Raw genomic sequence first — 21,644 nt, 5'->3', positions numbered from 1 at the left:
ATATCATAAATTATATTTTCTTAGAGTTTAATCTTCTGTTTAATAACTTAATAATATTGTTTTTACTTAATTCAAAAATACTTTCAGGTAACCCGTATTCTTTGTAAACCAATTTATTAAATTTTATCCAATCAAAATCTTCTAATTGAATATCAATATTTTCAACCTTCTTTTCTTTTATTTTTTTCCACGAATTCAAAATTATATTTTTTGATTTTGTTGATAATAAATCAGGATTTAAAAAATATGATTGACTTATTCCATCCTTAGTTAAATCAGTTGCCCCTAATGCTCTACCAAAACCTGATCCCATTAACATAAATATTGAAACTGATGTATTAAGTAATGCATGAATTAGATTCTTATCATCTTTATGCTCATACTTTAATCTAAATGCAGTAACCCTTTGATTTACAACAGTCTCTTCTTCAAACATCACCCAGAAGAATCTTTTTCCTGGGTTTATAGAGGTAGCAAAATCAGCAAATTGCGGTTTTTGATCAGCTTGATACCACGAATTTTTTCTCTTATTTTTTCTATTTATAGCTACTGGTGTATTTTCAATCTTCTTAATATATTTAATTGTATCAATATTACCTTTATTTTTGATGGTGTCGATTGAATCCTTGGTGTAAAAATAGTATTCATTAGTAATGTTAATATGGTAGCTATCAACATTACTTAAGTTTTTAAGTATTGGAAACGTATATTCATCATCGGCATACTTTTCACCTGTAATAAAAATTTTATCTGCTCCAGTTCTAACGCCTCTGCTACTGTTAAAAATACTATTTAAATCGACTAGTTTTTCTTTAATATCTAATATCCAGCTAACATCGTCAAATAGAGGTTCTAATGATAATCCTAAGTTTATAAATTCATTAACCTCATCGTATCCATATTCTTCTAGATTAAATAGTTTACTTTCGGAATTAAATAAAATTGATTCAGATAGTTCTTCAATCATTTCCTCTTTACATGTCCTAGGATTAATATTTAACGAAACAAATTTAGTACCTTTATCTAACGATTGACTTTTATTTTTTAATATAACTATTGAAGAAACTATTTCCGCATTTGCAAACCATCTACCAACATTCGAATATAGGATATATTCAACCTCATAATACTCTAAAAGCGTTTTATAAAAAGATTTGTAGTTCTTTTGAATCTTGAACCACGAATTTGAAATTATTACGCCAATTTTACCATTATTGTTATCCAGCAAATCTTTAAATTTTAACAATATTATTTGATATATATCTGATTTTCTATCTAATGAAGTTGAAGATACAAACTTTTCTATTTTTAATTTGTCTGATTCATTCCTTTTATTGCTACTGATAAATGGCAAGTTAGATAATAGATAGTTGAATTTAGGAATTTCTAATACTTCATTTTTACCAGTCATAGGATTTACAATATTAATTGAATTTCCAATATTTAAATCAAAAACATCACTTTGAAAAACTATGTTTTTCTTATTTATGCTTTTTGGAGAAGTCATTGCAAGGTTTGCAATTTGTAGAGGATAGTTATATTTATCAGAAGACCAAACATGATCATGAGCATAGTCTACAGAATTATAATTTGAAATATATTTAATCATGTTTTTTGCTATAGTTCCTGACCCAACAGTTAAATCGGCATATTCACCAACCCCCTCATCGATTGCCAAATGTACTAATAACTTCGCTAGATTATTTGGGGTTGTATAAAGACCCATTAATTCTCTCTTAGAAATATCCACGATATTTTCTAGAATATTTGAGGTAAATTCCATACTCGCATTTGAAAAATTTGTTTGTGATAGAAAAATGTTAAACTCATTTATACTAGAAACAACCTCCTGTGGCAAAATAGTTTCATACTTTCCGACATTTAATATAGTATAAAAGTCAGTTTTTTTAACTTCCTCGTTATATTTTACTGATAATTCATTGATATTTTCATGTTTAGAAAAATCAATCAATAAATTATTTATTCCAGTATGATATCTCTTTATTAAATGTGAGAATAGAATTCTATTAATCCATTTGATTATAATATTCTTAGCAAATGCTAAATAGGATTTCTTTTCATTATTAATATCAGAAATTATAGATAACTCTGCTTTTTCATTTTTTACCCAATAATTAACATATTTTCTAAAGGTAATATCTGTAAGATTTGAGTAGTTATAAGCTATTAATGGAGCAAGTTTATCTGAGATCGTATTTACATAATTTGAAATATTAAACTCTATAGGAGCGGCTACAAATTTTTCAGCTAGTAATTCTTCATTTAAACAAGAAAGAACATCCTCTAATTGTTTTTCCCATATATCTGTATTGTTCTGAACTTCTTTTCTATCAATTAAAACTTGACTATATTGATAAAAAAAATGCGTAGCCTTATCTTGCCATTCACCATTTTTATTTTTTATGTAAATAGACACATATTGAAAATTCCATAATACAAAAGCACTCGTTCCCAATCTATCCGCTTTATCTCTAGCATTAGATATAAATTCAGAATCATCTATTGGAACATCGGGCATTTTTAGTTCCCAACCCATTAAAGGTTGTAATTTATCCTCATCTTTAAATATAATTATATCTGGAAAAAGAGTAGAATTTCGATTATCTTTAGCGTTCTCACTTTTAAGTGAAAGTTCACCCACAGCCTTTTTCATACCCCAGTTATTATTGCTAAATATTATATTTATTTTGGTAATTAATTCGCTTCCTACACTTCTCTCGTTAGATATTAAATTTGATTTGCTTTGCATATTCCCTCTCCAACAGATTGACCGGAACAATTTCGCTTAACATATTTCCATCAGTTATTAGCATATTTTCATAACTTTCTAATATTCTATTTTTTGAGATTTCTACATAATCAATTTTTTTATTTTTAAATAAAGCCACGTCAATGTTTTTCTCTATACCTACAAAATTTCTACCTTCAAGTAGAGCAGCTACTAAAAAGGACCCTGATCCACATGTGTTATCCAAAACAACATCTCCTATGTTAGAATATGTCCTAATTAAATATCTTGCTAATTCTACAGGTTTTTGTGTTGGGTGAACAACTTTTCCTTCCGATTCAGCTGTCTTAAAATATATTACATCAACAGGGTATCTGTCTCCATCACTCTCAACTAATACAGGATTGAAGTCCCCATATGAACCTGTCAGTTGATTTTTACGTATACCTTTACTATAAGCTTCTCCTCTAGTCATTTGAGGATTGTAAACTGGTTGTTTTCTATAAAATACAACTATGTCTTCATGTTTTCTTAGTGGCTGTATCTTCGCATTTAAGAAATTTGTTGGCTTAGATTTTTCCCAAACTATTTTATATTTATAATTTTTAGGATTTGAAAGCATCAATTGTGCTGTAAATAAACCTGAAGCTGTAAAAATCATAGCACCATTGTCTTTAACTATTCTATTATATTCTTTCCATAGTTCTTCCAGCGGAATTACACTATCCCATTTATTTTGTGTAGTACCATAAGGCAAGTCTACTAACAACATATCGATAGAATCATCAGGTATTTTTGACATAATTTCAAGAGAATCACCCTCTATAATATTATTAAGAAATTCTGTATATTCTAATTTATTAATACAAGTTTTACCCATTTTTAAACTCCAATACCTCTGATATATCACATTTAAAATATCTACAAATTCTACCAAGTATTTCCATACTCACATTCTCGTCACGTCCCATTTTAGCTATGGTATGAGGAGTTGTTTGTATGGCTTTTTGTAGGTCTAATTTATTCATCTTTTCATCTATTAATTTTTTCCATAATTTATCATAGGAAAATCCCATATTCCACCTCAAATTAATCTTCTACTTTATACAGTTTTTCTATAATATTATACCACAAATTGTAACTTAATCTTTACATATTTCTTAACTAGTTGATTAGCCTATTACGTAATTCTTACAGTATATTAAAAAAGCTGAAAGAAATGACATGTCATTTCTTTCAGCTCTTTTTTATAACTCTGTCTGTTACATATGAAAATCATTAGATAGTAAATAGACCTAATAAGGCACCAAAAGTAAGAGAAATTAAAGAAAGTACAAACAATCGTGGTGCACAGAATTTTAACATATCTTTAATTTCTACACCGGCCAAGCCGCACGCTAAGAATGTTGTTGCCGCATGCGGTGTTACTAATACGCCATAGTTTTTGGAAATCAACATAGCCATCGCCATATTATGTCCATCAATACCAAATTGTTGTCCTACGCTAATAGCGAGTGGTACAAGACCAAAGAAGTAGGAGTCAGTACCTAATAACATACCGATTGGCACACCAAAAATGCCGAAAACAGTTTGCAAATGACCACCAATAGCATCTGGCACTAAGCCGATTAACAAGGATGCCATGGATTTCATCATACCTGTTCCGTCTAAGACACCTAAGAAGATACCGGATGCCAATAGGATCATAGGCATAGTCAAGGCTGTATCTGCATGCATTTTAATCGCCTTAGATTGCGCTTTTGCCCCAGGGAAATTAATAATTAAAGCTATGGCCAACCCTAGCATAAATGCTCCATATAATGGCACTTTTGTAAAGCAAAGAAGGCCAATAACACCAAGGGTAATCAACAAGTTAATCCAGATTAACTTAGGTCGTTTCATAGCGTCAAATTCTGCTTGAGAATGACCTATATCACTATCCTCAACGGTGCTATCAAGTAAAGCAGCTTTGCCAGTGGCATGTAGCCCAGCACCGCGACGTTTTTCAACCCATCCCATATAGGCCGCAAATAGAACGACAATGACAAGTCCTACCCCTTGTAATGGGATTAATTGTTGCCACAATGCATTTACATCTGCATTGAGTACAACACCTGTACGCGCTACAGGACCGCCCCATGGCACCAAGTTCATAATACTCATCGCTGCCCCGATAATAACTAGCAAAGTAACTGGTCGAATATGTAACTTTTTATACACTGGCAACATGGCTGGAATGGTAATTAATAATGTAGAAGCTAAGGAACCATCCATATGCGCAATAACGGCAATCAAGGAAGTGGCAATCGTAACCGCCATAATATTATTGCCCGCTTTTTTGGATAGCCAATTAACCATAGGATCAAATAGCCCTACATCCCCCATGAGAGCAAAGAATACGATTGAAAAGATAAATAATACCGCTGTAGACCAAGTTTTAGATACGCCAGCTTTCACGAACGCAAAGATTTCGTGTGGTCCAAAACCTACAATCACAGCCGCTACAATAGGCACAATAACAAAAATAGGAACAGGATTTGTTTTTGATTGAATCAACGCCCAAACGATGGTTACAATCATCAAAATTCCCATTACACCAAGAAGTGTTTCTCCATACATAAGCAAATCCTCCATGTATATAATAACAAAAAGTGGGTCTAACTTATAACAATGTGCTCATTGGTAACAACACAGAGAAAATAATAATTATACATACAAGTACATGACTTACTAACACTCATTCGTTATACTTAGAAAACTAACTATAACATACTATTGATATCGAGCCGATACCATATCTATCAATATGGCACGGCTCGATGTTCTATACCGATATAACTATTATTACCATACTGTATTAACTACTACAGCTGTATGATAGCTTATCAATCAAATGCTCTCTAGTCTATTCCAGTAACCATGTACTCATGCGTACTATACTAATGGTTTGCGAACCACGTCAATCACAGAGCCGTCACGATATTCTACGACAGCTACAATATCTTCATCTTTATCGGATACGGTAACTGATTCTGGTTTGCCGACTAAATCAAAAGCAATTTGTTGTAATTCTTCAATTGTGTAAATTGGCAAGTTACTATCTCTTAAGGCATCGATTAAATCTTTGCGATTTGGATTGATAGCAATGCCTCGTTCTGTAACAATCACATCTACAGATGTACCTGGTGTGATAATGGTTTGTACGCGATCTAAAATCATTGGCAATCGACCACGTACTAATGGACATGTAATGACAGTGCATTTAGCACCTGCTGCTGTATCACTATGGCCGCCAGAAGCACCCATCAACACGCCATTTGAGTCCGTCATGCAGTTGACATTGAAATCAACATCTACTTCTGTAGCACCCAAGAATACTACGTCAAGATAATTCGTCATGCAATCAGTCCAAGGATTAGCATACATGGACGCACTCATTTCAATATGATTAGGATTTGTATGTAATGAAGCTGCCGCTGTTGTATCAAATGTTTGTGTATCATAGACTGCATCGATTAGATTGTCTTCTAACATGCCTGCCAAGATACCAGTAGCACCGCCAATACCAAAGCCAGCTTTGATACCTTTCGCTTTCAATTTTTCACCGATGAACTTAGCCACTGTCAATGGAGCACCGCCAGCGCCTAATTGGAATGCAAACCCTTCTTTAATAATCCCTGCTTCATCTAAAAAGGCTGCCGCCATTTCAGCGATTTTAATTTGTATTGGGTTTTTAGTAAATCCTACTGCCCCTGACGCAATGCCTTCTGGGTCCCCAATGGATTCTACTTCTACGATATAATCTACATCGGTTTGTGGTACAGAGTAAGGATATACATAATCTACTAAATTATCAGTAATAGCCACGGTTACATCCGCATAATGTGAATCTACCATAGCATACCCTAAGGCACCACATGCTGATTTACCTTCAGAGCCAGTAAAATTACCGCGACGGTCACAAGTAGGAGCTCCCATAAATGCTACGTCAATATGAACTTCTCCAGATTCAATAGCTCTTGCACGGCCACCATGAGAACGAATGACTACAGGGCGTTTTAATACGCCTGGATTTTTAGTAAGAAATTTACCGAGGGCAGAACGCAAGCCTGATGTTTCAATGGCTGTAACGGTACCATCTTTAATCATATCCACTAAGAAGTCATGGCAAGGGCTTAAGGAGCTAGATGCAACGGTAATGTCTTTAATGCCTTTCGCTTGAATGCGTTCCATCACCATTTGGCATATATAGTCGCCATTACGTAAATGATGGTGAAAGGACACTGTCATACCATCTTTTAAGCCTGCTTTTTCAATTGCTTCATCAATGGAAGCTACAATTTTATTAGGCTGTTGTCCATACGCACGTACTGTACGGCCTACACGATGTGTGTTTGGTGTAATCGCAAATTCGCCTTGATATACTTCTTTGCCGCTAAGGTACGGCAAGTTTGTTGGGATGTCACGACCTGCTTTATTTAACATTAATTTCAGCTCCTTCATCTACTTCTACTTTAATACCTGCTGCCCGTGCTTTATCAATAATGCGTTGTGCACGGACTACGATAGGTCCATCAATCATTTTTCCGTCTACTGCAATAACGCCTAAATTATTTTTCAATGCATTCGCATAGCTATTCAACACTTTAACAGAATGAGCAATTTCTTTTTCATCTGGTGTAAATACTTGATGAGCCAATTTAATTTGGCTAGGATGAATACACGATTTTCCATCAAAGCCAAGGGCTTTAATATAGGTTACTTCTTCTACAAAGCCTTCAGGATCTTTCACATCAGAGAAGACTGTATCTACGCAACGGATACCCGCTTCACGGGCAGCCAATAAAATCGATTGACGTGCAAACGCCAATTCTACGGCTGGTTTCGATTTACCAGTACGAAGATCAGCGCGATAATCTTCTGCACCAAGAGCAATGCCTACCACGCGAGGGCCATGGCAAATTTCTCGCACATTATACAAACCTTTTACGGATTCAATGGCAACGATGATATTAATAGTGCCTTCTTCCCATCCATTTTCTTTTTCCACTTCTTCAATCTTACGAGCTACTAATTCCACTTCTGATACGTCTTCTGTTTTTGGTAAGCGAATCAAATCAGGTTTAGCAGGAATAATGACTTCCATATCTTTAATACCATATGGTGTTTGTGTAGGATGATTGATACGAACCACTGTTTCTGCACGGAATTTCATAGACTTTAATGCTTCTGCTGTCATTAATCGAGCCGTATCTTTTTCTGTAACAGGAATGGAATCTTCTATATCAAACATCAAGCTATCTGAACCGTGAATATCCGCACTGTTAATCATTTTAGGTGAATTGCCCGGTACGAACATCATCGACCGAGAAATACGAGCTTTTGCTGCTTCTGTTAATGCACTCATTATTCTTGGCTCCCCCTTTCTAAGGCACCCATAACACGGGCTTTAATCGCATAGTCCCAAGCTGCTTTATCATCACAAATTACTTTCACACCGTCAAAGCCTTGTTCTTTCACTGTGTTAATAATCAATTCTTCAATATGTTTGCCATATTGACGCATGACTTTTGAAGTTAATTCCACTTCAATACCTGCACTAATTGGTTCCACTGTAACGAGAACATCTTGCTTTTCATCAAAACCAGCCGTAGCAGTTTTCACTAAATGCTTCATAGTATATCCTTTCTTAGGTACATCTGAAAGTTACTACATCGTAGTAACTTTCCCTACAACATAAAATACAATAGGTCTATAAAAAACATTGTGCAATGTCTTTACCTTGTTAACCGATATAGCCTGTAAGGGACCACCATAACGGGCTAATCGTAAAATCAATAATCAAATAAACAATAACCAATAACGCTCCCACAGTCCACCAAGTTTTTACGGTGTTATATCCAGCGGAGAAAATAATTGGTCCTGGGGACGCGCCATAATGTGTTAAGGAACCGCCAAACGCATTCGTCGTCAACATTAATAAGCCGAATAGCGCAGGATCTACGCCTGTCGCCTTACCCACTGTCAAGAATACGGGCATCATAGATGCGATATAGGCTGTACTGGAGGCAAATAAATACCGAATAGCGCAGCTGATAATCGCCAATATAACTGCCACCATAAGTGGGGAAAGGTCAAATGCCATATGACTTTCCATGAATGTAGCCAACCAGTCAAAGAATTTCGCTTTTGATAAGGCTGTCGAAATACCAAGTAAGCCACCGAACCAAATGAATGTGTTCCACACCGCTTTGGTTTCCACAATATCATTCCATGTAATAATCTTAGTCAATAAGGTGAATGCCATCGCTACCAGTGCTACTGCAGTGGCATTTACGGCAATACCGATAGATGGCAAGGCCCAACCGATAAGGGCTAAGACGAAAATCACGCAGAGGATCTTTTCACTGGTCTTCATATCGCCTAGTTCCGCTAACCCCTTAGCGGCTAACGCTTTATTATCAATGGTTGTCACTGTAGGTCGATCCACATAGTACGCAATCAAAGGTGTGATGATTAGCATTAACAAACCAGGAACGATCATGGCTAAGGCCCATTCACCCCACGTCAATGAGATGCCTAAAATTTTATTCACAAAGTCTAAGGCAAGTAGATTGGGCGCCATGGCGGTCATGAAAATAAAGGATGTTATTTTTGTAACAAAATAACCATTCATCAAAATATAGGAACCACCTTTACGGGCTGTTTCACCAGGAAATGAGTGAATGGATTCTGCAATGGATAAATTGATTGGATATACAATGCCTGCTGCACGAGCCGTATTCGATGGTGTAGCTGGAGACAATATAAAATCAATCAATGCCGTTACATATCCTAAGCGCAATACGCTGCTACCAAATAGACTTACTAAATGGTACGCCAATCGATGCCCCAGTCCCGTCTTACCAAAAGCAACACTTAGCGAAAAGGCGGCAATAATCATCCATAAGGATGTGGAGCCATAGCCAGCCAATAATATTTTGGCATTATCCATAAAAATAGAAGATGCGGCAATAATGGCTAAAAATATAATCTGTACGGAATAGGGTTTTAACATAAGCCCTACAATCGCTGATAAATAAAAACCTAATAGGCGCCAACCTTCTTGACTCAACCCGTCTGGTGCCCCTGAAAACCATGTATATAATGGAATGGCTATCATGATAGCTAATTTCCAAATTTTGTTATTCATACAAATCCCTTCTATCGATTTACTACTCTGTATATATTCCACCTAGAATCTATACCATACAAAACTACACAACATATCTATTCCTATATGCACTAAGTCTATAACAATATTCTTATAATATGTGTATATAGAATACATATAATTCCATACATTCATTATATATGGTCTAGTAGAAGAAGAAAAATAGAAGCCTCTTATAGGGGGGTATAAAACTTTTATACCTATTGAACAACAACTACGTAACTCTTGTTACTTAACAAAAAAAGTTCACGTCTATATAATACATAGACATGAACTTTCATTATCGATATAAGGACACTCATTCTTTGTAAAAGAACGATGTGTCTACTACTTCATGTTCTTCATAATATGAAGTCACAAATTCTATAAAAATTTTAGCAGCTGATAAATTTAATATGCTTTCATTATAAAACATCTTTGTGCTTCTTGTCACGAAATTTCCCTGTTTATCACATACGGGGCGCACCACAATATCTCGATCCTTGCAAGAACCAAGACCCATATACGTAAGGATTGACCAGCCTAGTCCTTCCCGTACAAAGTGGCGACAGGTTACCATGGAATTCACTTCCATCCCTAATGTTAACATTTGTGGAATATGTTCTCCACACCAAGTTTCAATCACATTGGCTACGGTTGGATCTGTTTGATATCGAATATATGGAATGTCCCCTAATTCGTGAAACGGAACGGGGTCTTTATAGACCACACAGTACGGTTCCTCTAATAAGGTAGTCGCTTGACCTACTCCATTATAGTCACCTCGTGCAAAGGCAATCATGCATTCGCCAGAATTAAAAGATTTAATCGCTTGGTGGCTAAATCCTGTTTTTACATGCACCGTAATGTCTGGATACTGTTCCCTAAACAGTCGTAATAAGCGCGGCAATTCATAATCAGCAAAATTAATGGAAGAGGAAATTTTTAAGGTGCCACTAATTTTGCCCGATACGGAGCTTAATTTTTGTCGCAATGACTCTTGTTCGCCTAGCATGTGGCGGCAATATTCATAAAACACTTCGCCCTCTGGCGTAAGGATAATCCCTTCATTGGTTCGCAATAATAAAGATATATCTAACTCACGTTCCATATGACGCAATCGATAGCTAAGAGCCGGTTGCGATATAAACAGTTTACCAGCTGCTTTCGTAATATTCCCTTCTTCAACTACCGTAGTAAACGTTTTCCATTCTCTTTCATCCATAGATTGCTCCTATCTATCGGCATATACGATGCCCTACAACACCAACACATCTATGTTAACGAGCATTAACGGTTCCTTCAAATACTTTTCCCCGTACGCCATCAACAGTAACAATTTGACCATCCTCCAAAACACGTTCTACCTCTTTTGCTCCCAAAATAACTGGTATGCCTAAGTTAATACCTATAATGGCTCCATCCGATGTAAATCCATCTTCTACCGTAATTAAGGCACCTGCCTGTTTTGCTAATGCCATATAGTTAGGCTCCATAGTTCCTATAACAAGGATATCTCCTGGTTGAAAGTGTTCATGACTTTCATGGCGACTGGCTATGTATATACGCCCCGTAGCAGACGTACTGCCAAGGCTATTACTATCAATTAACACATTGCCCGCCACGTGCACGCGAATCATATTCGTTGTGCCATGTGAACCAGATTGTACACCGGCTGTAACGACGACTAAGTCGCCAGAAGAAATACAATTATCCGCTAAGGCTTGGTGTATGGACTGGGTTACCATGCCGTCAGAATTAGTACACACAGGTCCTTTAATCGCCTGAACGCCCCAATACAGTTGCATACGTCGAATCGTAGCCGCATGAGGTGTTACCGCTACTACTTGACAGCTAGGCCGATGGCGTGCCACGCCAATTGCCGTAGCGCCCGTTTCTGTACAGGTAATAATCGCACTGGCCCCTAAGTTGTTAGCCACGTCTACACTGGCCGCGCAAATTGATTCCGTCGTATTCATGGAGCCTGTTCTAATTTGCCGCCCCGCATTGTCATAAATGCTCGCTTGCTCTGTCACTTCTGCAATACGTGTCATCGTTTGTACCGCTTCCACAGGATAGGTACCATTTGCCGTTTCCCCACTCAGCATAATAGCATCTGTGCCATCTAAAATCGCATTCGCCACATCGCTCGCTTCCGCTCGTGTCGGTCTAGGTTGGTGAATCATAGATTCTAACATCTGCGTTGCCGTAATCACTACTTTCCCCGCTTCATTGCATTTTCTAATAATCATTTTCTGCAGTACAGGCACTTCTTCCGCTGGAATTTCCACGCCTAAATCACCACGAGCTACCATTAAGCCGTCCGCCATTTTTAAAATATCATCGAGGTTGTTAAGTCCTTCTGCATTTTCAATTTTTGCAATAATTTTTATATCTTTTCCCTTGCCTTCGCTTTCTAAAATACGACGAATGGCCACCACATCTTCACCGCGTTGTATAAAAGAAGCGGCGATGTAATCCACATGTTGCTGGCAGCCAAATCGTAAATCCGCTTCATCCTGAGCGGATACGGCTGGCAAATGTAATGGCACTCCTGGCACCGCCACACGCTTACGATCGCCAATTTCTCCACTGTTATTCACATAGGTCACAATATCTGTATCGGTAATTTCTACTACCGATACCTCCACAAGTCCATCGGCTAACAAAATGCGATCTCCTATAGACACATCATGAATGAGCCCCGCATAACTAACGGTGTTGCGTTCTTGATTCCCCATAACCGCTTGTGTCGTCAATGTAAACGTTTGTCCTGCTTGTAAATATACTGTTCCCTTTTCAAATAGACCTAGTCGTACTTCTGGTCCTTTCGTATCCAACATCAATGCCACTGGTTGCCGCACAATAAGTGCTGCATCACGCACCATATTCATTCGTTCTTCTTGCTGTTCATGCGTACCATGAGAAAAATTAAACCGCGCCACATTCATGCCAGATTTCAACATGTTTTCTAATATACCCGGTTGGTCGGTACCTGGGCCTATGGTACATACAATTTTAGTTCGCTTATTCATACTATACCTCTATAGGCATACACATTCCATCTCTATTACATAATAGAAATCACTGGTGGAATCAGGTATTACCTTTACTAAACCATTAATAAAACTCTATACAATCTTCACCTAAGATGGTCACCAACTGGTGGCAAATCTCGTCTGTCGGTGTAAAGTAAAAACTTGGATGCAACGGAATAGATTTACGTTGCTTCTCTAAATAAAAGCTAACCGGTACATTGCCCGTCGCCTTCGTAAGTAATGTTTTTAATTGTTGGCTCACTTCTGGTGTATCACACTCTATAGGAATATGAATCACCATCCGTCGCACTGTATGATAATTAACTTTCAAAGGCATGACGGACTCAGCAATGATTTGAACGCCTTTTTCATCTGCATCAACACGACCTTTAATTTTAACAATCATATCTACTGCTATATAAGATTGTGCTTTTTGATAGGTTTGTGGGAACAAAACTACATCACTAGCGCCAGTAAAATCTTCCAACCGCACGATGGACATCAACTCATTGCGTCGTGTCATGCGATCTGTTTTACTCGCAATCAAACCTCCCACTGTCACTTGCTTGCCATCATAGGCTTCTGGATTATCTCGCAAGCGGCCCAATTCAAACAAGGACGATAATTCATTGGCATAGCTACTCAAAGGATGTCCTGTAATATAGAATCCTGTATATTCTTTTTCATCCTTTAACTTTTCCTCTTCCGATAAATCCTCTATAGAGGGCGTCTTAATATAATCTATATCTTCTTCTAAACCGCCAAACAAATTCATCGTTCCTAAGGCTTGATCTTTTTGTTGTTTACTGCCCACAGCCTGAGCCGCTTCGTACATATGCAACAACTGATTGCGATTTTCCCCAAAACTATCCATAGCACCACAGCGAATTAAACTTTCTAATAATCGTTTATTCACCACTTTCGCATTCACCCGTTTGCAAAAATCAAGAAGTGACACATATTCTCCCGCTCTTTGACGTTCTAGAATAAGCTGATCAATGGCATTATCGCCTACATTTTTAATGCCCCCTAAGCCAAAGCGAATCGCCGTATCTTCCACCACGAATCCATGTTCACTGTAATTCACATCGGGGCCCAATACAGTGACGTCATGTTTCTTACATTCATTGATATAATAGGTAAGTTTATCCATGTTCGTCATAAAGCTCGTCATGGTAGCCGCCATAAATTCAGGGAAATAATGAGCTTTTAAATAAGCCGTTTGATAGGCAATATACGCATAGGCAGCACTGTGTGATTTATTAAATCCATATCCTGCAAAATACACGAGCAAATCAAATACTTCATTAGCAATAGCATCGTCAATCTGATTGTTACGAGTGCCGGCGATAAAGGATTCGCGCTGCGCTTTTAAGACAGATTCCTTTTTCTTACCCATAGCACGACGCAATAAATCAGCTTGCCCCAGTGAAAAGCCACCCATAACAGAGGCAATTTGCATAACTTGTTCTTGATACAAAATAACACCGAATGTATCTTTTAAAATAGGCTCTAACAAAGGATGCAAATAGGTTACTTCACGCTGTCCATGACGACTTTTAATAAAATCATCTACCATGCCACTGCCCAATGGACCTGGCCGATATAGGGCCACAAGGGGGATTAAATCTTCAAAATGTTCTGGCCCTAAGGCCATTACAAGTTTTGTAATCCCCTCTGACTCTAGTTGAAATACCCCTGCCGTATCGCCACGACTTAAAATTTCACACGCCTTTTTATCATCAAGAGGAATGCGATTTATATCAATCGTAAGGCCGCGATTTTTTTGAATGAGTGCCAATGCATCCTCTATAACTGTCAACGTGCGCAAGCCTAAAAAGTCCATTTTTAACAGACCTAACTCTTCAATATTATCCTTGTCGTATTGTGTCACAAATCCTTCTTCATTGGCATTTTGCACAGGCACGTGATCGTCTAAAGGATCAGCAGAAATCACGATGCCTGCTGCATGGGTTGACGTATTACGAGCAATGCCTTCTAGCTTTAGGCAAAAATTAATAAGTTCCTGTACTGCTGGATCACTTTCATAAAGCACTTTTAACTCTTTACTTTTCAAGGCCTTTTCTAAGGTAATGCCGAGTTCGTTCGGAATCATCTTAGCAATGCGGTTTACCTCGGCTAATGGCATGTCTAAGACGCGACCCACATCGCGAATAACCGCCCGTGCCGCCTCTGTACCGAACGTAATAATTTGCGATACCCGTTCTTGACCATATTTAGCGGTTACATAGCGAATCACATCGTCGCGCCGTTCATAGCAAAAGTCCATATCAATATCGGGCATGCTCACCCGTTCAGGGTTCAAAAATCGTTCGAACAAAAGATTGTATCGCAACGGATCTAATCCAGTAATTCCCAACAGATAGGCCACTACAGAACCAGCGGCACTACCACGACCAGGACCGACTGGGATATGATGATCACGAGAATATTTCACGTAGTCCCACACGATAAGAAAATAATCATCAAAGCCCATATCTCCAATAATACGCAGCTCATAATCAAGGCGCTCCATCAATTCTTCTGTCGTGCTTTCATAGCGATGAGGAATCATGGACTCGCATAATTTCCGCAAATAACTATGTGCCGTTTCTCCTTCTGGCACATCGTAATGGGGCAAATGATGCTCATCAAAGGAAAATGTCACGTTACACCGCTCAGCAATGCATAGCGTAGTATCCAAGGTCTCGGGAACATGCGAAAACAGTTCCGCCATTTCATCGCCCGTTTTCATATAAAACTCGTCATTAGGGAATTTCATGCGATCCACATCAGCTCGCTTGGCGCCTGTCGATATGCACACCTTAATATCTTGTGCATCCGCATCATCACGATTCACATAGTGAAAGTCATTGGAGCAAACTAGACCCACCCCATACTCTTTGCTTAACTGAATCAGTGCCTCTTGTACGGTGAGTTCTTCTGGAATACCGTGATTTTGAATTTCTAAGAAAAAGTTATCCTTGCCGAACACATCAATATACCATTCTATGGTACGCTTCGCCGCATCCATATTGTCTTGCAGAATATATTGAGGTATTTCTCCTTGTATACACGCACTCAACGCAATAAGGCCTTTACTATGCTGTGCAATCAAGTCATGATCCGCTCGTGGCTTAAAATAGTACCCTTCTGTAGAGGCTTTGGAAACAATTTTAACTAAATTGCGATAGCCTTCCATCGTTTCCGCTAACAATACCAAATGCTTAAGTCGTTCTCTCCGTCGCCCTTCTGGTTTATCGAAGCGACTCTCAGCCGTCACATAGATTTCACAACCAATGATTGGTTTAATACCTGCGACTACGGCTTGTTTATAAAAGTAAATGGCTGCATACATATTCCCATGATCAGTAATGGCTACTGCAGGCATATTGCATTCTTTTGCTTTACTGATGACATCTGGTAAGCGCGAAATGCCATCAAGCAAACTAAATTCAGTATGTCCATGAAGATGTACAAATGGTCGCATAGTATGTCCGCCTTTCTCACATAATAATCCAACTATATTATACCATATATATCGATTATCTTTACGAATCTAACTAGTAGATTTTGTTTGTTAGTCCCATCGCTGCCACTAGTAACAGTCGGTTATCTATGGTGTGACGGGTGAAAGTAAGTGCGCATCTGTGCCTTACGCATGCGCCAATCTGGCAAGATACTTTCTACTACGGCATGAAACGCTGGAGAGTGATTGGGATGAATAAAATGGGCATATTCATGAACCATAACATATTCAATAAATGACTCTGGCCCATGAAGCAAGGTCAAATTCATTTTAATGATGCCTTTGCTCGGCATACACGATCCCCAGCGGCTACGCATGCGTTGCTCTTTAATATGGGCCAAAGGCACATCATAAGAGGCCGCTAAAAATCGTTCTTGTACTAGATTAGACCATCGAACAAAGACGGCATGACCCCACGTTTTTAAAAATTTTTCGCCCATCGCCTGTCGTTCTTCACAGGTTGCCTCTGGTAAAGCATATAAGGTAAGGGTCGATTGTCCATCGTACACCATCCGTGATTGTCGTTTACTAGGAGCCCTATTCACCACTAGTGAAACGGGACGGCCTAGCAAAATGATGTCTTCCCCTTCTGTATAGGAAGGCCTAAAGCGTCTATCATCCGCTTGTCGCAAGCGCCACTCTTTTCTAGCTCGCTCAATAAACGATAGATGAGATACTACAAAATCATCGATTTGTTCTACCGGTACAGACCGTGGCGCCGACACACGCACCGAACCATCCGCAAGTACTCGTAAATTAATACGTTTTACAGGCTTTCTCGTCAGCTCATAGGAAAGGCATTCCCCATCCTCTTCGATTACCCGTTCCAAAGTCGTTACTGCTGATGATGGCTGACTTACGCCGCCTATAAAAGGCAATCTTCTTATCCTATCCCATAGTCTATTCATCATTCATCCTCTACTACTCTACCCATCGTAGATGTATACTACCATACACCTATGCATCCTAAGTATATACATCCCATATATACTAATATGCTACGTATCACTTCATGTATATTCATCATATCACATTCGTCTAGCATACCCTAGGCTCACTACTATTTTCCATACAATCATCCTAATCGATGTATCCAAGCGCACTTATTAACTCACCCATTACTAGCACAAAAACCTCCTTATCACACCAAAGTATGACAAGGAGGCCTACGTCTATGTATGCATGCGTAGTAAGAGCTGTGACAACTTACTACATGATGCTACAAGTATAATCATTATTTTGCATTCTTAGCCGCTTTTGCACGAGCCGATCTATCTAGAATTGCTTTGCGCAAACGAATGGATTTTGGTGTAATTTCAACCAATTCATCATCATTAACCCATTCTAATGCTTGTTCCAAACTCAAAATACGAGGTGGTGTTAAACGAACCGCTTCATCAGAAGAACTAGAGCGCATATTCGTAACATGTTTTTTCTTACATGGGTTGACTTCCATATCTAATTCACGAGAATTTTCACCGATAACTTGACCAGCATATACATTTTCATTGGCCCCTAAGAATAAGACGCCTCGATCCTGTACAGAGTTTAAACCGTATGGAGTCGTTTCCCCAGTTTCAAATGCTACAAGTGCACCACGAGTACGACCAGGAATATCACCTTTGTATGGTGCATATCCATGGAACACATGGTTCATAATACCAGTCCCTTTTGTATTGGTTAAGAATTGTGATCTAAAGCCAATCAAGCCACGAGCCGGAATAACAAATTCCATGCGCAAATAGCCAGCTAATTCAACCATATTGATAAGTTCCGCTTTACGAACCCCTAAGGATTCCATAACTGTACCCATAAATTCTTGTGGCACATCAATTGTTAAATATTCTAATGGTTCACACATTTGATCCTGAATGCGTTTGAAGATTACTTTTGGTTTCCCTACTTGCAATTCATAGCCTTCACGACGCATCGTTTCAATTAATACGGCCAAATGTAATTCCCCACGACCAGATACTTTAAAAGCATCTGCCGAATCAGTATCTTCTACTTTCATAGACACATTCGTTTGAATTTCTCGATACAAGCGATCGCGTAAATGACGACTTGTTACAAATTCACCTTCACGACCTGCAAAAGGAGAATTATTAACCATAAACATCATGGATAATGTTGGTTCATCAATAGTAATGGTTGGCAATGCTTCTGGATTTTCTGCATCCGCCACTGTTTCACCAATATTAATATCTTCAATGCCGATGAAAGCAATAATATCGCCTACTGTTGCTTCTTCAGTTTCTACGCGATTTAACCCATTATAGGTGTACACACGACCAATTTTAGCTCTCCGTGTGTCTTCCCCATTCATAACAACCACTGGTTGATTTGGTCTCATTTTACCGCGAACAATACGGCCTACTGCGATTTTACCTACATATTCATCATAGTCTAAGGTAGTTACCATAAATTGTAATGGCCCATCTGCATCAGCTTCTGGTGCTGGAATTTCATCAATTAACACCTTAAACAATGGCGTTAAATCTGTAGCTTCATCGTCCATATTCGTTTTGGCAATACCTGCACGAGCCGATGCATAAACTACAGGGAAATCAAGTTGGTCATCATTCGCTTCTAATTCCATAAATAACTCAAGCACTTCATCTTCCACATCATGCACACGTTGATCTGGACGGTCAATTTTATTGATAACCACAATTGGTTTCAATCCTTGTTCTAAGGCTTTACGCAATACATATTTAGTTTGTGGCATAGGGCCTTCATAGGCATCCACCAATAACAATACGCCATCAACCATATTCAATACGCGTTCTACTTCGCCGCCAAAATCAGCATGGCCTGGGGTATCTACAATATTAATTTTAATGCCATCATGCATGACAGCCGTATTTTTAGAAAGAATGGTAATCCCTCTTTCTCGTTCCAAATCATTAGAATCCATCACACGTTCTGCGACTTTTTCATTATCTCGGAAAATATGGCTTTGTTTCAACATGGCATCTACCAACGTTGTTTTACCATGGTCAACGTGAGCAATAATAGCGACATTACGAAGATCTTCGCGAATCATAAATATCCTCCCTTACAGGTAATGTAAATTTATATGGGGTTCTCATATACTAAAATAAAGTGTCCATAGCAATGAACACTTTATTTTACCACACTTTATAAAACTATGCTACCTATTTATCGATTTTCCTAGTAAGCATTCACTCATCACGCCCTACGTGATGGCTTACTACGATATAGACGTCTTTACCATCACTTCACACGGCCAGATGATAACCTAAAAATTTCTGAAAGTCTATCGTCTAATGGTCTACCAACTAGTACATCTATTTATCAATGCCTAGTAACCGCACCTCTGGTTCTAATTGCACACCGTGCGCTTCGTAGACTTTATCCTGAATTTGTCCAATCAATGTCAATACATCGCATGCAGATGCATGGCCTTTGTTGATAACAAAACCCGCATGTTTTTCAGAAACTTGTGCATCACCTACTGACAAGCCTTTCAGACCCGTTTCTTCAATCAAGGTCCCTGCAAAATAGCCTTCTGGTCGTTTGAAAGTAGATCCTGCGCTAGCATATTCCAATGGTTGCTTGGATTCACGACGCCTTGTTAAATCCTCCATAAGTGCTTGTATCTCACGCGCATCGCCTGTTTCTAATGTCATTTCCACTTGGGCAATCACTTCTCCCGTATGTTGAAAAACACTATGGCGGTAAGCGAAATCAAATTCACCAGTTGTATATTTTCTACAAGCTCCTTTCGCATCAACTGTCCAGACGGCAGTGACGACACGACTCATTTCGCTAATGTAAGCGCCTGCATTCATAAATACAGCACCGCCCAAGCTGCCAGGAATACCTACGGCAAACTCAAGACCTGTTAGGGAATTCGCTAAGGCAAATTCAGATACTTCTTTTAACAAAAAGCCTGACCCCATAGTCATAACGCCCTCTTTACAAGATTTAACGGTCGTCATACGCGCTAGGCTCACCACAGCGCCACGTATGCCACCATCACGGACAAGCACATTGGAACCTAGGCCCAATATAGTCAGTGGTATTTGATAGCGGTCTATCATTTGCATGACAAAGCTCAGTTCCTCAATCGTATGAGGTGTAACGAATACATCTACTGGTCCACCGATTTTAAAGGTCGTATGATCTGCTAGTGGCTCTTTTTCACGTACCAGTTCCGCAGGCAATTTACTAGCAACTGCTTGTATAAAATCCTTAATATTTTGGTTGTTCATCGCCATGATCAAGAATCTTCATTCCTTCCGTAATTGGTGCGCTAATGATGCGATAAATGTCATTGGAAATTTGGCTCCATCGAACATGTGCTTGCAAATAGGCTTGTGCCGCTTCATTCGCTTGAATCATAGGCATTAAATCCTCTTGCTTTTTCAACAATTCTGCTTCATTCGGCGCCTTCGCCAATTTAGCATATTCCCATTCCATTTGTTGGGCCATAAAAGTCCGTACTAGCCCCGTAGCAGTTGCATCGCCTTCTACTCGTTGTTGTGCTTCCATTAACGCTTTGTACTCTTCACTATCTCGCATAGCTTTTGCTAGGTCATTTGCTTTATCGTAATTCATATGTTCCTCCTACTACAATACTCACTGTCATAGCCTATACATCTCTATATAGACTATCATATCTTGTATATATCTATTTTATCTTTTTTAAATCGGGATACCCCAATTGACGCATAGCTTCATAAGAAACAATTGCCACTGCATTAGAAAGATTCAAGCATCGTGCTTCCTCTTTCATAGGAATGCGAATACTCGTTTCCTCATGCGCTTTAAGTAGTTCTTCTGGTAATCCTTTCGTTTCCTTTCCAAACACAAGCATATCGCCCATTTTATACTGCACATCACTATGCACATGCTTTGCCTTAGAAGATGTAAAATAAAATGTCCTATCTGGATAGGCATCAAACACTTCTTCTAAATTTTCATGAATACGAATATCCACTAAATGCCAATAATCAAGGCCTGCCCGTTTCAAATATTTATCTTCAATGGAAAACCCTAATGGCTTTACTAAGTGCAACGTCATGTGATTGGCGGCACACAATCGTACAATATTTCCCGTATTTCCGGGAATTTCTGGTTCTACTAATACTATTTCCATGTATCTATCCT

The 21,644-nt window shown here is 38.5% G+C and carries 16 protein-coding genes; all 16 read right to left on the bottom strand.

The annotated features are described in order from the left end of the window. Window positions 1-10: 10 nt before the first annotated feature. Window positions 11-2,770, bottom strand: coding sequence for a hypothetical protein (locus tag P6940_RS05485; RefSeq protein ID WP_277293444.1), 2,760 nt, complete (start codon window positions 2,768-2,770; stop codon window positions 11-13). Then, a complete protein-coding gene (locus P6940_RS05480) occupies window positions 2,742-3,629 on the bottom strand; it encodes a DNA-methyltransferase (protein ID WP_277293443.1) in 888 nt (295 codons plus the stop codon). Before P6940_RS05480 ends, P6940_RS05485 begins: the two co-directional genes overlap by 29 nt. After that, window positions 3,622-3,825: a helix-turn-helix domain-containing protein gene (locus tag P6940_RS05475; protein WP_277293442.1), complete on the bottom strand. Its 204-nt coding sequence runs from the start codon at window positions 3,823-3,825 to the stop codon at window positions 3,622-3,624. Before P6940_RS05475 ends, P6940_RS05480 begins: the two co-directional genes overlap by 8 nt. Window positions 3,826-4,027: 202 nt before the next feature. Beyond that, the gene (locus P6940_RS05470; RefSeq protein WP_038114006.1) at window positions 4,028-5,368 is read right to left on the bottom strand and encodes a CitMHS family transporter; all 1,341 of its coding nucleotides are present in this window, start codon (window positions 5,366-5,368) and stop codon (window positions 4,028-4,030) included. 315 nt (window positions 5,369-5,683) lie between these two features. Further along, window positions 5,684-7,234: a citrate lyase subunit alpha gene (gene citF, locus P6940_RS05465; protein WP_277287934.1), complete on the bottom strand. Its 1,551-nt coding sequence runs from the start codon at window positions 7,232-7,234 to the stop codon at window positions 5,684-5,686. Continuing rightward, on the bottom strand, window positions 7,224-8,156 hold the full coding sequence (locus P6940_RS05460) for an aldolase/citrate lyase family protein (RefSeq protein WP_028258200.1): 933 nt from the start codon (window positions 8,154-8,156) through the stop codon (window positions 7,224-7,226). Before P6940_RS05460 ends, citF begins: the two co-directional genes overlap by 11 nt. Next, on the bottom strand, window positions 8,156-8,425 hold the full coding sequence (gene citD / locus P6940_RS05455; protein ID WP_028258201.1) for a citrate lyase acyl carrier protein: 270 nt from the start codon (window positions 8,423-8,425) through the stop codon (window positions 8,156-8,158). Before citD ends, P6940_RS05460 begins: the two co-directional genes overlap by 1 nt. A gap of 109 nt (window positions 8,426-8,534) precedes the next feature. After that, window positions 8,535-9,941, bottom strand: a complete 1,407-nt coding sequence (locus P6940_RS05450) for a DASS family sodium-coupled anion symporter (protein ID WP_277293441.1) — start codon at window positions 9,939-9,941, stop codon at window positions 8,535-8,537. Window positions 9,942-10,260: 319 nt separating this feature from the next. Then, complete coding sequence (locus P6940_RS05445; RefSeq protein ID WP_277287933.1) at window positions 10,261-11,166, bottom strand: LysR family transcriptional regulator; 906 nt, start codon at window positions 11,164-11,166, stop codon at window positions 10,261-10,263. Between the two features lie 55 nt (window positions 11,167-11,221). Next, complete coding sequence (pyk, locus tag P6940_RS05440) at window positions 11,222-12,976, bottom strand: pyruvate kinase (RefSeq protein ID WP_277293440.1); 1,755 nt, start codon at window positions 12,974-12,976, stop codon at window positions 11,222-11,224. A gap of 85 nt (window positions 12,977-13,061) precedes the next feature. After that, window positions 13,062-16,469, bottom strand: a complete 3,408-nt coding sequence (locus P6940_RS05435) for a DNA polymerase III subunit alpha (RefSeq protein WP_277293439.1) — start codon at window positions 16,467-16,469, stop codon at window positions 13,062-13,064. Window positions 16,470-16,591: 122 nt separating this feature from the next. Beyond that, on the bottom strand, window positions 16,592-17,419 hold the full coding sequence (locus P6940_RS05430; protein WP_277293438.1) for a M48 family metallopeptidase: 828 nt from the start codon (window positions 17,417-17,419) through the stop codon (window positions 16,592-16,594). A 323-nt stretch (window positions 17,420-17,742) separates the two neighbouring features. Beyond that, a complete protein-coding gene (typA, locus tag P6940_RS05425; protein ID WP_028258207.1) occupies window positions 17,743-19,554 on the bottom strand; it encodes a translational GTPase TypA in 1,812 nt (603 codons plus the stop codon). A gap of 265 nt (window positions 19,555-19,819) precedes the next feature. Next, window positions 19,820-20,752 (bottom strand): UDP-N-acetylmuramate dehydrogenase, encoded by a 933-nt coding sequence (murB, locus tag P6940_RS05420; protein WP_277293437.1) that lies wholly within the window; start codon window positions 20,750-20,752, stop codon window positions 19,820-19,822. Then, window positions 20,727-21,092 (bottom strand): YlbF family regulator, encoded by a 366-nt coding sequence (locus P6940_RS05415; RefSeq protein WP_277293436.1) that lies wholly within the window; start codon window positions 21,090-21,092, stop codon window positions 20,727-20,729. The genes murB and P6940_RS05415 overlap by 26 nt, the downstream gene beginning before the upstream one ends. 73 nt (window positions 21,093-21,165) lie before the next feature. Further along, window positions 21,166-21,633: a tRNA (uridine(34)/cytosine(34)/5-carboxymethylaminomethyluridine(34)-2'-O)-methyltransferase TrmL gene (trmL, locus tag P6940_RS05410; protein ID WP_277287926.1), complete on the bottom strand. Its 468-nt coding sequence runs from the start codon at window positions 21,631-21,633 to the stop codon at window positions 21,166-21,168. Between the last annotated feature and the right edge of the window lie 11 nt (window positions 21,634-21,644).

Source organism: Veillonella montpellierensis, from assembly GCF_947090115.1.
Classification (GTDB): Bacteria; Bacillota; Negativicutes; order Veillonellales; family Veillonellaceae; genus Veillonella; species Veillonella montpellierensis.
The sequence above is the reverse complement of the archived record's forward strand: the minus strand, read 5'-3'. Positions and strand labels throughout refer to the sequence as shown.

Excerpts from the sequence above, each read along its gene's own strand:
- P6940_RS05460 (WP_028258200.1), bottom strand. The coding sequence starts at position 8,156 with ATGAGTGCATTAACAGAAGCAGCAAAAGCTCGTATTTCTCGGTCGATG.
- P6940_RS05485 (WP_277293444.1), bottom strand. The coding sequence starts at position 2,770 with ATGCAAAGCAAATCAAATTTAATATCTAACGAGAGAAGTGTAGGAAGC.
- P6940_RS05450 (WP_277293441.1), bottom strand. The coding sequence starts at position 9,941 with ATGAATAACAAAATTTGGAAATTAGCTATCATGATAGCCATTCCATTA.
- P6940_RS05415 (WP_277293436.1), bottom strand. The coding sequence starts at position 21,092 with ATGAATTACGATAAAGCAAATGACCTAGCAAAAGCTATGCGAGATAGT.
- P6940_RS05470 (WP_038114006.1), bottom strand. The coding sequence starts at position 5,368 with ATGTATGGAGAAACACTTCTTGGTGTAATGGGAATTTTGATGATTGTA.
- P6940_RS05430 (WP_277293438.1), bottom strand. The coding sequence starts at position 17,419 with ATGATGAATAGACTATGGGATAGGATAAGAAGATTGCCTTTTATAGGC.
- murB (WP_277293437.1), bottom strand. The coding sequence starts at position 20,752 with ATGGCGATGAACAACCAAAATATTAAGGATTTTATACAAGCAGTTGCT.
- citD (WP_028258201.1), bottom strand. The coding sequence starts at position 8,425 with ATGAAGCATTTAGTGAAAACTGCTACGGCTGGTTTTGATGAAAAGCAA.
- P6940_RS05435 (WP_277293439.1), bottom strand. The coding sequence starts at position 16,469 with ATGCGACCATTTGTACATCTTCATGGACATACTGAATTTAGTTTGCTT.
- citF (WP_277287934.1), bottom strand. The coding sequence starts at position 7,234 with ATGTTAAATAAAGCAGGTCGTGACATCCCAACAAACTTGCCGTACCTT.
- P6940_RS05445 (WP_277287933.1), bottom strand. The coding sequence starts at position 11,166 with ATGGATGAAAGAGAATGGAAAACGTTTACTACGGTAGTTGAAGAAGGG.
- P6940_RS05480 (WP_277293443.1), bottom strand. The coding sequence starts at position 3,629 with ATGGGTAAAACTTGTATTAATAAATTAGAATATACAGAATTTCTTAAT.
- pyk (WP_277293440.1), bottom strand. The coding sequence starts at position 12,976 with ATGAATAAGCGAACTAAAATTGTATGTACCATAGGCCCAGGTACCGAC.
- P6940_RS05475 (WP_277293442.1), bottom strand. The coding sequence starts at position 3,825 with ATGGGATTTTCCTATGATAAATTATGGAAAAAATTAATAGATGAAAAG.
- trmL (WP_277287926.1), bottom strand. The coding sequence starts at position 21,633 with ATGGAAATAGTATTAGTAGAACCAGAAATTCCCGGAAATACGGGAAAT.
- typA (WP_028258207.1), bottom strand. The coding sequence starts at position 19,554 with ATGATTCGCGAAGATCTTCGTAATGTCGCTATTATTGCTCACGTTGAC.